Source organism: Actinosynnema sp. NPDC023794 (assembly GCF_040639675.1).
Lineage (GTDB): Bacteria > Actinomycetota > Actinomycetes > Mycobacteriales > Pseudonocardiaceae > Actinosynnema > Actinosynnema luteola.
Genome location: NZ_JBFAFR010000045.1, coordinates 24,192 through 37,792, shown reverse-complemented (window position 1 = coordinate 37,792; position 13,601 = coordinate 24,192). Strand labels below are relative to the sequence as shown.

At 73.5% G+C, this 13,601-nt stretch carries 11 protein-coding genes; 4 read left to right on the top strand and 7 right to left on the bottom strand.

Annotation, left to right across the window (positions count from 1 at the left end):
- Positions 1 to 76: 76 nt before the first annotated feature.
- The 3 genes from AB0H12_RS42090 to AB0H12_RS42080 all read right to left on the bottom strand — a co-directional run bounded on the left by AB0H12_RS42090 (position 77) and on the right by AB0H12_RS42080 (position 2,583).
- Positions 77 to 643, bottom strand: coding sequence for a QsdR family transcriptional regulator (locus AB0H12_RS42090; RefSeq protein ID WP_499631362.1), 567 nt, complete (start codon positions 641 to 643; stop codon positions 77 to 79).
- Positions 644 to 785: 142 nt separating this feature from the next.
- On the bottom strand, positions 786 to 1,202 hold the full coding sequence (locus AB0H12_RS42085; protein WP_499631360.1) for a hypothetical protein: 417 nt from the start codon (positions 1,200 to 1,202) through the stop codon (positions 786 to 788).
- 97 nt (positions 1,203 to 1,299) lie between these two features.
- A complete protein-coding gene (locus tag AB0H12_RS42080) occupies positions 1,300 to 2,583 on the bottom strand; it encodes an erythromycin esterase family protein (protein WP_499631357.1) in 1,284 nt (427 codons plus the stop codon).
- Positions 2,584 to 2,693: 110 nt separating this feature from the next.
- On the opposite strand from AB0H12_RS42080, the gene AB0H12_RS42075 reads away from it, so the two are divergent.
- The 3 genes from AB0H12_RS42075 to AB0H12_RS42065 all read left to right on the top strand — a co-directional run bounded on the left by AB0H12_RS42075 (position 2,694) and on the right by AB0H12_RS42065 (position 8,124).
- A complete protein-coding gene (locus tag AB0H12_RS42075) occupies positions 2,694 to 3,062 on the top strand; it encodes an ATP-binding protein (protein ID WP_499631354.1) in 369 nt (122 codons plus the stop codon).
- Positions 3,063 to 3,133: 71 nt separating this feature from the next.
- Positions 3,134 to 7,519: a cation-translocating P-type ATPase gene (locus AB0H12_RS42070; protein WP_499631352.1), complete on the top strand. Its 4,386-nt coding sequence runs from the start codon at positions 3,134 to 3,136 to the stop codon at positions 7,517 to 7,519.
- A 131-nt stretch (positions 7,520 to 7,650) separates the two neighbouring features.
- The gene (locus tag AB0H12_RS42065) at positions 7,651 to 8,124 is read left to right on the top strand and encodes a hypothetical protein (protein WP_499631349.1); all 474 of its coding nucleotides are present in this window, start codon (positions 7,651 to 7,653) and stop codon (positions 8,122 to 8,124) included.
- Here the strand turns inward: AB0H12_RS42065 and AB0H12_RS42060 are convergent.
- The 4 genes from AB0H12_RS42060 to AB0H12_RS42045 form a co-directional block, all read right to left on the bottom strand.
- On the bottom strand, positions 8,109 to 8,924 hold the full coding sequence (locus AB0H12_RS42060) for a carbohydrate ABC transporter permease (protein ID WP_499631346.1): 816 nt from the start codon (positions 8,922 to 8,924) through the stop codon (positions 8,109 to 8,111). The two genes, AB0H12_RS42065 and AB0H12_RS42060, sit on opposite strands and share 16 nt — an antisense overlap.
- A complete protein-coding gene (locus AB0H12_RS42055; protein WP_499631344.1) occupies positions 8,921 to 9,823 on the bottom strand; it encodes a carbohydrate ABC transporter permease in 903 nt (300 codons plus the stop codon). Before AB0H12_RS42055 ends, AB0H12_RS42060 begins: the two co-directional genes overlap by 4 nt.
- Before the next feature lie 4 nt (positions 9,824 to 9,827).
- Positions 9,828 to 11,144 carry an ABC transporter substrate-binding protein gene (locus AB0H12_RS42050; RefSeq protein WP_499631342.1) on the bottom strand — a complete coding sequence of 439 codons (1,317 nt, stop codon included), beginning with the start codon at positions 11,142 to 11,144 and terminating at the stop codon, positions 9,828 to 9,830.
- 96 nt (positions 11,145 to 11,240) lie between these two features.
- Positions 11,241 to 12,107, bottom strand: coding sequence for a DUF4082 domain-containing protein (locus AB0H12_RS42045; RefSeq protein ID WP_499631339.1), 867 nt, complete (start codon positions 12,105 to 12,107; stop codon positions 11,241 to 11,243).
- 163 nt (positions 12,108 to 12,270) lie between these two features.
- On the opposite strand from AB0H12_RS42045, the gene AB0H12_RS42040 reads away from it, so the two are divergent.
- Positions 12,271 to 13,515, top strand: coding sequence for an SGNH/GDSL hydrolase family protein (locus AB0H12_RS42040; RefSeq protein WP_499631336.1), 1,245 nt, complete (start codon positions 12,271 to 12,273; stop codon positions 13,513 to 13,515).
- Positions 13,516 to 13,601 lie beyond the last annotated feature (86 nt).

The following is a 13,601-nucleotide window of genomic DNA, read 5'->3' as shown; positions in this document are numbered from 1 at the left end:
AGCCGGCCGCGCACGCCGCGCACCAGGACGCGGGACCATCGTGAGACCGCTGTCGCAGCAGTGGGAAGTCGTCGGATCAGCGGTGTCGCAGCAGGATCGTGCGGGCCGCCGTTTCGGCCAGGTCGGGGTCCAGCGGCGCGCCGGTGAGCAGTTCGGCGTAGAGCGTGGACTCCACGATGCGCACGTAGAGGAACGCCACCTGGTCCAGGGCGGCTGTCGACCACGGCCCGTCGTCGACTTCGAGCAGGATCTCCTTCTGCGCCGACACCGCCCGCCGGTGCACGCCGCCGGACGCGTTGAACAGCACCCGCGCCGCCGTCTCGGGCTCACCGCGCAGGAACGCCCGGAACGGCTCGTCCGCCCGCAGTTCCGCGACGAACCGCCGCGTGACCTCCAGGACGCCCTCCACGCCGCCGTTCGTGCGCTCCTGCCGGGCACGGGCCAGCAGTCGGTCGGCCAACACCCACAGCACGTCGGCCAGCAGGCCGTCCCGGCTGCGCACGACCCGGTAGAGCGTGGCTCGGCTGATGGCGAGGCTCGTCGCCAACGCGTCCATGTCGACCCGGCCGTGCCGCCGGAAGAACCGGCAGGCGCCGCGCACCACCTGGTCCTGGCTCACCACCCGCCGGGAGCCGGTCGACACCACCGCCCGCCCTCGCTTCCGCCGGCTCGCCCGTCCGGCTCCAATCGCATCATCGCGCCCGAACCGACCGTCCGCGAGGCCCGTACCGGTGTGTGCGCCACGTCACTTCCGGCACCGGCCGCGACGCTCGGAGGGCTGACGCCTACTTCGAGGACGAGGCCGGCTCCTGGAACAGCACGGGCGGCGCGTCGTTGGCCGGACGCGGCGCGGTCGGCTCCGGCCGGTGCGTCCACTCCTCCATGACGACCGGCTCCAGCTCGGGCGTGACGTCCTCGACCGCGGTCTCCACGACCGGAGCGGCGGCCTGCACGGCGAGCTGCTGCTGGACCTGGCCGATCCACATCAGCCACATGGCCTCGTCGCGGTGACCGCGGTACTCGGCCTTCAAACCCGCCAACGCGCCGCGCACGCGCGCGGCGATCACGTTGTCCTCGCGCACGGCCGACCAGACGGCGCGGGCGCCGGCGTCACGGGCCTTGACCAGGAGGCGGACCTGGTCGGTCAACTCGGGCGCGGGCAGGTTCGCCCACGCCGCTGCGATTCTCTGTGCCTTGGTCACGGTGCCATCCTTGTCGAGCGGACGGCTCGCGGTGGCCGTGACACGATGTTATCAAGCTCTCGTTTTTCGAGGTCAGACCTGGGGCACCTGGTGACGTTCAGACACCGCTCGGATACGTCTCGGGTTCGAAGACGTCGACCCGCCGCGCGTGCAGCGGTCGCAGCGCCGCGGTCTCGTCGAACCAGAGGAACGCGTCGTACCGCCGGCCGAGGACCGTCGACGCGTAGTTTCCCCACCGCTCGCGCTCCGGGTGGTAGACCACGCCGATGGCGCGGTGGGGGAGCGTCGCGGTGAGCAGGTCCGGCTGGTCGTGGTGCGGGAAGACGAACAGGGCCTCTCCGGGCGCATCGCGGTGCAGCACGTCCTCCAGCGAACCGGGACGGGCCGGCGGCACCGGCATCGCGCGCGTGCTCGCGCCCCACGCCTCACCCGCGATGACCGTGCCACGGTGGGAGCCGAAGCCGACCAGCACCACCTGCTCCTGACCGAAGCGCTCCCGGGCCAGTTGGCCGATGGTGACCAGCCCGGAGTCGGCCATGCCGGTGGCACGGGCGTCGCCGACGTGGGTGTTGTGCGCCCACACAACCGCCTTCGACCCGGGCCCGTGGTGGTCGAGCAGCCGGTCGAGGGTGTCGTCCATGTGCCGGTCGCGGACGTTCCACGACGACTGCCCGCCGACCATGGCCCGGTAGTAGCGCTCGGCGCCGGCGACGACCTCGGCGTTCTGCCGGGCGGCGAACCGTCCCGCGCCGTCGCCCGCGGCCTGCCGGCGCAGCCGCACCAGCAGGTCGACCACCTCGTCCTCGCAGCCCGCGGGCACGAACCGGGTCGAGATCGCGTACTCCTGCGGGTCCTCGCCGTGCGGTTCGAAGCACCGGTAGGCGGCCAGCGCCGTCGGCACCTCCTGCGGGTCGTGCTCGCGCAGGTGGGTCAGGACCTCGCGCAGCGACTCCCACAGCGAGTAGACGTCGAGGCCGTGGAACGCCACCCGCTCCTCCTCGGCGAGCACCGCGTTGTGGGCGCGCAGCCACCGGCAGAAGTCCACGACCTCCTCGTTCGCCCACATCCACGTCGGCCACCGGTCGAACGCGGCCAGCGCGGCACGCGGGTCCTCCGGCGCGTCGGGCAGGCGGCGCACGGACCGGTCGACCCGGTCGCACGCGGGCCAGTCGCCCTCCACGGCCACGAACGAGAAGCCCTTCTCGGTGATCAACCGGCTGGTCAGCGCCGCGCGCCACCGGTAGAACTCGTGCGTGCCGTGACTGGCCTCGCCCAGCATCACGACCCGCGCGTCGCCCACGCGGTCCAGCAGCACGTCGAAGTCACCCGCGTCGCGCAACGGCACGGCCATCGCCGCGACCTCGTCCCCGTAACGGTTCATGACTCCCTCCGCCCCGTCGGCCTACCCGACGTCCGCCGGGGCAAACCGCTCGGCGATCGCAAGGCAGTCGTCAGGTGCGGTCCGGCGGTCCGGGTGGCACGCTCGACGACGTGACGGCCGGCCACGACACGGTTGTCCTGGTCGTCCAGGACGAGGACACGACCTCGCCCGACGAGGTCGCCCGGTGGCTGCGCGAGCACCTGGCGGGCTGGTCCGGGTTCGACGTGCTGCTGATCGGACTCGTGGTCGGCGAGCTGTACGACAACGCCCGGCGGCACGGTTCGCCGCCCTACGTGCTGGAACTCGTGCTCGACCGGTGGCGCGAGGCCCTGGTGGTCAGCGTGCGCGACCGCGCCGTCGCCCGGACCGCGTCGTGGCCGACCGGGGCGGGATTGCTCCTGGTCGACGGGCTGTCCACGCGGTGGGGCGTGCTGACGCAGGCCACGTTCACCACGGTGTGGGTCGAACTGGTCTTCTAGGGGCCTGGCCGCGCCGGCCTACCGCCCGATCGTGACGCTTAGGCCGCCACTCGATCGGGAAAACAGGCACGGTGGAACTCCTCGGCATCGACCCCGTGCGCGTCGCCGGCGGCCTCGCCAAGGGCCTGGTCGGACTCGCCCTGGCCCCGTTGGAGCAGACCGCCGTGCCGCGTCGCGACCGGCGCAAGGTCTGGTCGTGCCCGGGACGCCTGCACATCGAGGCGCACGGCGTGCACGGGCCGCGTGGCAAGCAGGTGGCCGGGCGGATCGAACGCGCCCTCGAGAGTCACCCCGACGTGCGCTGGGCCAGGGTCAACGCGCCGTCCGCCCGGGTGATCGTCGCCGTCGACGACCCCGCGCCGCCGACGGACGACCTGGTCGCGCTGGTGCGCCGGGCCGAGGCCGAACCCGCCACCGAGGACGAGCGCCTGGTCGAGGACGAGCTGCACCACCCGGCGGACGGGCTCAAGGGCACCCGGCTGCTGCCGACGCTCGCCGCGGACGCCGCGGGCCTGGCGTTGGCCGCCATCACGAAGATCGCGCCGTGGGCGCCCGTCCCCGGTGAGCTCGGCGCGCTGATCGCCGCCGTCGACCTGCACCCCAGGCTGCGCGAACTGGCCGCCGGGCGGTTGCAGGGCCGGGAACGCGCGGACACCGCCACGTCAGTGGTCGCGGCCCTCGTGCACGGCCTGGCCTCGCGCAGCGAAGGCACGTTGCTGGACATCGCCCAACGCGTGCAGCAGTGGCGTGAGGTCAAGGCGCACGAGAAGGCGTGGTGCGCCGCCGAGGGCGACCTGATCGACGGCCCGGACGCCGCCGAGGCCGAGCCGATCGTGGTCGAGCGCCCACGCCCGTTCCCCGAGGGACCGGCCGACCGCTACGCGCGGCGGGCGTTGGCGGCGGGTGCGGCGGCGACCGTGGGCGCGATCCCGTTCACCGGGTTGCGCCGGGCCGCCGCGCTGGGCGTCGCGAGCCTGCCCAAGGCGCCGTCGGTCGGCCAGTCCGCGTTCGCCGCGCAACTCGGCCGCGTGCTGGCCACCCGGAACGCGCTGGTGATGGAACGCTCGGTGCTGCGGCGCCTGGACGCGGTGGACGTGCTGGTGCTCGACGAGACCGCGCTCGGCTCAGGCCGGTCGGTGCTCAGCGACCTCGTGCCGCTGCCGGACACGGGGCCCGCGAACTCCGGCCCGGTGAACTCCGGGCCGGCCGAGGCGGCCGAGCGCGCGTTCGCCCTGTTCGACCCCGAGGACCCGACCGCCGTGCGCCGGGACGGCGACTGGGCGATCGGCCCGATCGACCGCCTCGAACCGCAGGGGCGCAAGGGCGTGCGAGAACAACGCCGGCTGGCCGGTCACGCGGCGGTGCTCGGCCTGACGCGGGGCCGCCAGTTGCAAGCCGTGCTCGCGGTCGACGTCGAGATCCCGCCGGCGGTGGACGCGATCGCGTCGGCGGCACGGGAGGCCGGGTTGCGGGTGGTCGTCGCCACCGACCGCGACCACGCACCGGTCCGGTTCGCCGACCGCGTCGTCCCGTCCGGGAATGGCCTGGTCGGCGCGGTGCGCGAACTCCAAGGCGACGGGCACGTGGTGCTGCTCGTGTCCGACCACCGCCGGGCGCTCGGCTCGGCGGACTGCGGCGTCGGCGTACTGCGGGAAGGCGGCCCGCCACCGTGGGGCGCGCACGTCGTCGTCCGGGACCTGGACGCGGCCGTGCTGCTGGTGGAGGCGGTGCCGGCCGCACGCCGGGTCACCCGGGACGCGATCATGCTGGCCCAGGCGGCGAGCGGCATCGGCGCGGTCAGCGCGTTGAGCACACGCGGGCCCGCGCCCGCGCGGAACGCGGCACGGGCGGTCGACGGCGCGTCGGCCGCCGCGTTCGTGGACGGCGTGTGGCGGGCGAAGCGGCTGCCCGGCAGCCGTGCGGCCCTCGCGCCGGCCACCTCGCAGCCGTGGCACCTGATGCCGGCGGCGACCGCGCTGGACCGGCTCGGCTCGGGCCGTGACGGCCTGTCCGAACGCGTGGCGCAGGACAGGCAGCGCACGTCCGCCGGGCGGCAGGCGGTCGGCACGAGCCTGGGCAGCGCGTTCCTGAGCGAGCTGGCCAACCCCCTGACCCCGGTGCTCGCGGGTGGCGCGGCGGTCTCGGCGGCGGTGGGTTCGCCGGTCGACGCGGCGCTGGTGGCCGGCGTCGTCGGCGTGTCGGCGCTGATCGGCAGCGTGCAGCAGGTCGTCACGGACCGGGCGCTGGCCACCCTGCTCGGCCGGTCGGCGGTGCGCGCCACCGTGGTCCGCGACGGCCGGGACCGCGAGGTGACGGCGAACGAGCTGGTGCCCGGCGACATGGTCCGGTTGGCCGCCGGCGACGTGGTGCCCGCCGACTGCCGCCTGCTCGACGGCGAGGGGCTGGAGGTCGACGAGTCGTCGGTCACCGGCGAGTCCCTGCCGGTGACCAAGGACCCGGCCCCGGTGGTGGCCGCGGACCTGGCCGACCGGTCGTCCATGCTCTACGAGGGCACCACGATCGCCGCCGGCGAGGCGCTGGGCGTGGTCGTCGCGACCGGTGACGCCACGGAGGTCGGCCGCAGCATGGCGGCGGCCCGCCGCAACGCGCCGACCACCGGCGTCGAGGCGCGGCTGGCCGAGCTGACCCGCAAGACGCTGCCCGTCGCGCTCGGCTCGGCGGCGGCCGTCACCGGCGCGGGCCTGCTGCGGGGCGTGCCGCTGCGGCAGAGCATGGGCGCGGCGGTGAACCTCGCCGTCGCCTCGGTGCCCGAAGGCCTGCCGTTCCTGGTCAACGCCGCCCAACTGGCCGCGGCGCGGCGGCTGGCCGAGCACGGCGCGCTCGTGCGCAACCCGCGCACCATCGAGGCGCTGGGCCGCGTCGACGTGCTGTGCTTCGACAAGACCGGCACGCTGACCGAGGGCAAGCTGACCGTCAGCCGCGTGGACAACGGCCGCCGCGGCGCCGAACCGGACCAGCTCAACGACGAGCTGCGCCGGATCATGGCCGCCGCGGTCCGCGCCACGCCGGAGGCCGACGACCCGGACGACCTCGCGCACCAGACCGACCGGGCGGTGCTGGCCGGTGCGCGGCAGGCCCGCGTCGGCCCCACCACCGGGGCCCGCGGCTGGCAGCTGGTCGAGGCGCTGCCGTTCGAGCCGTCCCGCGGCTACCACGCGACGGTGGGTCGGGTCGGGAAGCGGCTGGTGCTGAGCGTGAAGGGCGCGCCGGAAACGGTGCTGCCGCGCTGCGACGCCGACCCGGGCGAGCTGCGCCGCATGGGGGAGCGGGTGGAACGGCTCGCCGGTCGCGGACACCGGGTGCTGGCCGTCGCCGAGCGCACCGGCGTCGACCACGACACGGTGACCGACGACGACGTCCAGGGCCTGACCCTGCTGGGTTTCGTCGCGCTGTCGGACCCGGTGCGCGACGGCGCGCCGCCGGCCGCCGCGAAGCTGCGCGAGGCCGGTGTGCGGATCGTGATGATCACCGGCGACCACCCGGCCACCGGCGAGGCCATCGCCAGCGAGGTCAGCGGCGACGACGACATGACCGTGGTGACCGGATCGCGGCTCGACGAGCTGGACGACGACGAGCTGGACGCCCTGCTGCCGACCGTCGACGTGATCGCCCGCTGCACGCCGGCGCAGAAGGTGCGGATCATCGAGGCCTACCAGCGGCTCGGCCGGGTGGTCGCGATGACCGGCGACGGCGCGAACGACGCGCCCGCGATCCGGCTCGCCGACGTCGGCATCGCGTTGGGCAGGCGCGGCACGCCGGCGGCCCGTGCCGCCGCCGACCTGGTGGTCACCGACGACCGGCTGGAGACGATCATCGCGGCGCTGGTGGAGGGCCGAGCGATGTGGGCGTCGGTGCGCGAGGCGCTGGCGATCCTGCTCGGCGGCAACCTCGGCGAGATCGCGTTCAGCGTGCTGGGCTCGGCGCTGACGGGCCGGTCGCCGTTGACGGCGCGGCAGCTGCTGCTGGTGAACCTGCTGACCGACCTCGCGCCCGCGCTGGCCATCGCGTTGAGCAGGCCCGCCCGCGAGTCCGTGCCCGACCTGCTGCGCGAAGGACCGACGTCGTCGCTGGGCCAGGCGTTGAACAGGGACATCACCGCCCGCGCGATCACCACCACGGTCGGCGCCACGGCGGCGTGGACGGCCGCGCGCCTCACCGGCCGCTCCCGCCGGGCGAGCACCGTGGCGCTGGCCGCCCTGGTCGGCACCCAGCTCGGTCAGACCCTGGTGACGGGCGGGCTGGACCGTTCGGTGCTCGCCGCGAGCCTCGGCTCGGCCGCCGCCCTCGGCGCGGTGATCCAGACACCCGGCGTCAGCCAGTTCTTCGGCTGCACGCCGCTCGGCCCGGTCGGTTGGGGCATCGCCCTGTCCAGTGCCACCGCGGCGAACGTGCTCGGCCTCGCGCTGAACCCGTTCGTCACTCGACGTGCCGAGTGACGAGTTGGTGATCGCGCGCCCTGGCCGCACAATGGCGGCGGCGGAAACGTGACAGCTGTTCGGGACGTCGACGGGGGCAACGCCCGACACCGCCTTCCCCGCCCGGCGGGAAGCCGACCGGAGAGGCGGAGATGGTCAGTTTGTCGTTCGACCTCCCGGCGCCGTCGTCACCGTGGCGGCGGACCTGGCAGGCGGCAGGACGGGGAGATCCCTCGGCGATCCCGGAGATCGACCTGCGGTACAAGTACTTCGGCGTCAACGTCGAACTGGTCGCGGGCGGCGTGCAGATCATCTCGAAGAAGGGGTTCGTGACGCTCGTCGACTTGGCGCTGTCCCTCTGCGGGGTTGCCGAACGCCTCTCACGGGGTGAGAACGCGTCCTTCGGCTTCACCGAGCGCGAGGAGGTCATCGGATTCCACCTCGACGGGGAGACCGTCACGGTCACCTCCTCGAAGGATCCGCAGTCCGCCGTCGCGGCTCGGGCCGAACTCCTGGCGGAGCTGGGGACGTTCGTCCGCACTGCCCATGCTCGCCTGGTGGATGAGATTCCCGCACTGTCGGACAACCCGGTGATCGACAGGCTCGCCCGTCACTCGACGTGCTGAGTGACGGTGCCGCGCACGAAGTGCCGCTGCGCCACCAGGAACAGCAGGACCATCGGCACCGTCGCGACGACGCTCGCGGCAAGCACCAGCTCCCACTGCTCCTCGCCGCCCTCGCCGAACCGGTCGAGCACCGCCTTCAACCCGCGCGGCAACGTGTAGAGCTGCGGCTCGCGGAGGTAGATCAACGGCTTGACCAGGTCCGTCCACGCCGCCTTCAGCTCGAACACGAACACCACGATCAGACCGGGTTTCGCCAGCGGCAGCGCCATCGAGGTGAACAGCCGCCACGCGCTCGCGCCGTCGACCTTCGCCGCGTCGAACACCTCGCGCGGCAGGCCGAGGAAGAACTGGCGCAGCAGGAAGATGTAGAACGCCGAGCCGAACAGGTTCTGCGCCCACAGCGGGATCTGCGTGGTGGCCAGGCCCAGCGCGTGCCACTCCAGGTACACCGGCACCATGGTCACCGCGGCGGGCAGCATCATGGTCGCGAGCACCACCCCGAACAGCAGGTCGCGGCCGGGGAAGCCGAACATCGCGAACCCGAACGCCACCAGCGCGCTCGTCACCGTGGCCGCCGCCGCTGCCGCCAACCCCACCGCGACGCTGTTGCCGATCCACGTCAGCAGCGGCACGGCCTGCCACACCTCGACGTAGTTGCCCGGCGAGAACGGCCGGGGCAGCAGCGCGTTGTCGAACACGTGCGGCCGGTCCTTCAACGACGCGCTGACCAGCCACCAGAACGGGTAGCCGAACGCCAGCGTGACGACCAGCAGCGCCGCCCACACCCCGAAGCGCTTCACGACCGCTCACCCTCGTAGTGCACGTACCGGCGCGACAACCGCACCTGCACGGCCGTGATGACGGCGATGACCGCGAACAGGCCCCACGCCAACGCCGACGCGTACCCCATCCTCAGCGACCCGAACGCCTCCTGGAACAGGTGGATCACGTAGAACAGTGCCGCGTCGCCATCGGCGGACTGCTTGGCCCGCGCGCCGAAGAACATCGCGTACGCCTCGGTGAACACCTGCAACGACGCGATCGTGTTGACCACCACGGTGAAGTACACCGTCCCGCTGATGCCCGGCAGCGTGACGTGCCAGAACTGCCGCCACGGGCTCGCGCCGTCCAGCCGGGCCGCCTCGTACCGCTCCACCGGCACGCGGGTCAGCGCGGCCAGGTACAGCACCGCCGTGCTGCCGACCGTCCACAGGCTCATCACCACCAGCCCCGGTTTGATCCAGGCCGGGTCGGTGGTCCAGTTCGGGCCCTGGAACCCGAACCAGCCCAGGAACCCGTTCACCGCACCGTGCTGCCCGTTGAGCAGCAACAGGAACATCGCCGCCAACGCCACCGGCGGTGTCATCACCGGCAGGTACAGGATCGTGCGGAAGAAGCCGCTCCCACGCCCGGCCCGGCGCAGCAGGCTCGCCAGGCCCAGCGCCAGCACGATTTGCGAGGGCACGTGCAGGGCGGTGAAGAACACCGTGTTCCACAACGCCGTGCCGACGCGCTCGTCGCCCAACGCCTCGCGGTAGTTCTCCAGGCCCACGAACGCGGGCGGCTTGAGCATGTCGTAGTGCGTCAGCGACAGCCAGAGGCTGAACAGCATGGGCCCGGCGGTGAACGCCAGGAACCCGATCACCCACGGCAGCAGGAACAGCAACCCCGCCCGCGACTCGCGTCCGCTCACCGTCATGGCCCTACCTCCCGCCCACCCGCTTCAGCGCCCGTTCCGCTTCGCGCTGCGCCTGGGCCATCGCCTCCTCGGGGTCCTGCTGCCCGACCAGCACCCGGTTCACCGCGCCCTCCCAGGCGCGCACGAGCTCGCTCGCGGCCGGGCTCGGCGGCAGCGCGAACGCCTTGTCCTGCAACGACAGCACCACCGGCACCCCCTGCTCCAGGATCGCGTTGCCCGACGGCGCGAACACCTCGCGGAAGATCCGCTCGTCGGCGGCCCGGTTGCCGGTGAACGTGCCGCCGTAGGGCCGCCCGGCCTTGGCCAGCGCGTCCCGCCGCGCCATGGCAGCCGTGACCCAGGTCTGCGTGTCGGTCATCGTGACCAGGAAGCGGCACGCCGCCTCGGGGTGCCGGGCGCCCTTCGGGATCGCCCACGCCTGCCCGCCGGACTCGGTGAGCACCTGCCCGTTCCGGTCCGTGAACGGCGCGATCGTCACGTCGGCGTCGGGGGAGTTGGTCGCGAGCGTGTTGATGTACCAGGAGTCCATCGGCATCGCGGCGAGCTGCCCGGTCACGTACTGGTTGTTCGCGCCGAACTGGTCGAACGCGTCGCGGAACGCCTTGAACGACGCCCAGCCGCCCTGCCTGGCGACCAGGTCGGTGGTGTGGCGGACCGCCTCGACCACGCGCGGATCGTCCAGCCGGGCGTCGGGCCCGATCAGCTCGGCCCCGTTCGCCCTGGCCCACAGCGGCAGGAACTCGGGCACCTTCGGGTCGAAGCCGATGCGCTCCACGCGTCCGTCGCCGACCCGCGCCAGCCGGTCGGCCAGCTCGCCCATCCCGGCCCAGTCCGCCGTGGACAGCGCCGCCGGGTCCAGGCCCGCGGCCCGCACCACCGGGTTGTTCACGATCATCAGCCGGACGCTGGAGAACTCCGGCAGCCCGTGCACCTCACCCTCGTAGGTGACCTGGCGCAGGGCCGCCTCCCGGAACACGCCCAGGTCGACGCCGTGCTCCCGCACGCAGGCGTCCAGGCTCTGCACCGCGCCACGCGCCGCGTAACCGCCGAGCTTGCGCCGCTCGGCGTAGACCAGGTCGGGCGGGTCGCCCGCGGCGACGGCGGACAGGAACTGCTGCTCGTCGAACGCGCCCTCGCTGATCCGCAGGTCGACGCCGGGGTTGGCCTCCCGGAACACCGCCACGCGCGCCGTCGCGTGCTCGTCCGGGAGGCCGAACCCCATGGTGATCAGCGCGTCGGAGCGGTCCGACCCCAGACCGCCGCACCCGGCGGCCACGAGCGCGGGAACAACCAGCACCGCGGTGAGCAGGAGCCCGCGCATGTCGCCTCCCTGGGCCGGACGTCACCGACGACGTCACCGGGACGGTTCCCGCCCGGCCCCCTGTCCACACGCGGGTCGCCTGATTGGCGCAAGCGGTCAGCCGCGGAACTCCGGCAGCACCCAGTAGGTGCTGTCGTGCCAGCTCTCGGTCGGGAACCCGCCGCCCACGCCGTAGTGGTAGACGCCCGCGCCCGGCGGCGCGATGAACGGCGCCCGCACCAGCGTGCCGGTGAAGAAGTCCTCCGAGGTCGCGTAGCCGCCTTGCGGCGTGTAGTACGAGATCACGTAGTCGTGCCCCGGCTCGACCGGGACGGGCGTCGGGAAGTCGATCTGGGCCATCAAGCCGGGGTGGTCCCAGGGCTGCTCGGCGAGCAGCACGCCCGTCTCCGACCACAGCCGCAGGCTGATCGGCCCCCGGTAGGCGCCACGTCCGAGGGAAGCGCCCAGCAGCTGCCCGGGTCGGTCGACCTGGAACCGCGTGCCGACCTCGACCGGCTCCCGGTCGGGATCGTCGACCGCGTCCTTGTAATAGGTGCCGAGCTCGCACCGGGTCGCGCAGTTCACCGGCTGAGTCACGGCCGCCCCGCCGACGTGGACGACGACGGGCGCGCCGGTCGGGCCGGCGCCGGAGGCGGTGACGACGCGACCGGCGACCTCGACGTCACCGGCCGCGGTGGGCGTGTGGACGTACCGCCAGTCGACCCGGGACGGGTCGTGATCGCGCAGGACTTCGGCGGTCACCCAGGTGGCCCCGCCGTCGAACGTCAGCTCGGTGGCGGTGATCGCGACCGTGGTCGGAGCGATCGACAGTCCGGTGACCAGGATCGGGACGCCGACCTCGGCCGCGGCGTGGGTGGTCGGGGTGCCGATGACCACCCTGCGGTCCTCCTGCGCGTGAGCCGTGCCGGACAGGACCAGGGTCGCGGCGGCGATCGCCACCCACAACCGGGATGAGCGGGGCATGTGCCCTCCTTCGGGCGTTGTGCGGACCTACCGCCCGGGAGATCGTCGACGACCGGGGGTTTCGCTACGATCGCGCGCCGGATGCCTTCGGCACGCCTCGGTCGCGTCCCCAGTTGAGACCATGGGCTGACCGCGGCGGGCCCGCTGCACCAGAATCGGGCGCATGAGTCACAGCGTGTCGCCCGACGCCCCCCGTCCGTCCGGTCGTTGGGCGCACACGTGGGTGTCGGCGCCTCAACTGACCCAACCGGACAACCTGCCGCCCGCGCCGTTCACCGGGGACGGGCTGGTGCTCGCCGACGCCACGTTGAGGCAGACCGCGCGCGTCACGATCGGCGGCGACCGGCTGAGGTTGCGGTTCTCGAACGCGTTCGGCGGCGCGGTGCTGCCGATCACGGCGGTGACCGTGGCCCGGCCCCTCGGCGGCCGGGCCGGTGTGGGCTCGGTCGTGCCGGGCTCGGTCCGCCCGGTCACGTTCCACGGTCGGCCGGGCGTCGTCGTGCCGGTCGGCGCGCAGGTCGTGTCGGACCCGCTGGACTTCCCGGTCGAGCCGGAGGCGAACCTGACCGTGACGGTGTTCCTTGCCGACGGGCAGGCGTCCGACCTGGTCACCTCGCACCCCGCCTCCCGAACGACCTCCCACCTGCTGGCGGGCGACCACGTCGCGGCCGACGACCTGCCGGGTGCGACGACCACCGACCACTGGTACTTCCTCAGCGGCATCGAGGTGTGGTCGGAGCGCGCCGCCTCGGCCGTCGTCACGCTGGGCGACTCCCTGACCGACGGCCGGGGCTCCACCACCAACGGCAACGACCGCTGGCCCGACCGCCTGTCGGCCCGGCTGCGGTCACGGCCCGCGACGGCGGACGTCGCCGTGCTCAACCAGGGCACCGGCGGGAACCGGGTGCTCAGCGACGGGATCGGCCCGAGCGCGCTGGCCCGCCTGGACCGCGACGTGCTGGCGCAGACCGGCGTGGCGTGGCTCGTGGTGTTCGAGGGCATCAACGACATCTGCACGACCGGCGCCGCCGCCGTCGCGCAGAAGCAGGTCGCGGACGACCTCTGCGCGGCCTACGAGCAGATCGTGGTGCGCGCCCACGCGCACGGCATCACGGTGTGCGGGGCGACGCTGGCGCCGCTGGGCGGCAACGAGGCGTACGACGACCCGGATGGCCACCGCGAGGCGGCACGTCAGGCGGTCAACGAGTGGATCCGCACCAGCGGTGCGTTCGACGAGGTGCTCGACTTCGACGCGGCGGCGCGAGACCCGCACGACCACCGGCGCCTGCTCGCGGCCTACGACGACGGCGACCACCTGCACATGACACCGGCCGGCTACCAGGCGCTCGCGGACGCCGTGCCGCTGGAGCTGTTCGAGTCGCGACCGCGGGTCCGCCGGTCCAGTTGAGACGGCCGCGCAGGAACCGTTGCCGCGCAAAAGTTTCGTGGTCGTTCACACTCGTGAAAGTCGACAGTGGACGGCTGGTTTTCCTT

Excerpts from the sequence above, each read along its gene's own strand:
- AB0H12_RS42080 (WP_499631357.1), bottom strand. The coding sequence starts at position 2,583 with ATGAACCGTTACGGGGACGAGGTCGCGGCGATGGCCGTGCCGTTGCGC.
- AB0H12_RS42065 (WP_499631349.1), top strand. The coding sequence starts at position 7,651 with ATGGTCAGTTTGTCGTTCGACCTCCCGGCGCCGTCGTCACCGTGGCGG.
- AB0H12_RS42055 (WP_499631344.1), bottom strand. The coding sequence starts at position 9,823 with ATGACGGTGAGCGGACGCGAGTCGCGGGCGGGGTTGCTGTTCCTGCTG.
- AB0H12_RS42050 (WP_499631342.1), bottom strand. The coding sequence starts at position 11,144 with ATGCGCGGGCTCCTGCTCACCGCGGTGCTGGTTGTTCCCGCGCTCGTG.
- AB0H12_RS42045 (WP_499631339.1), bottom strand. The coding sequence starts at position 12,107 with ATGCCCCGCTCATCCCGGTTGTGGGTGGCGATCGCCGCCGCGACCCTG.
- AB0H12_RS42040 (WP_499631336.1), top strand. The coding sequence starts at position 12,271 with ATGAGTCACAGCGTGTCGCCCGACGCCCCCCGTCCGTCCGGTCGTTGG.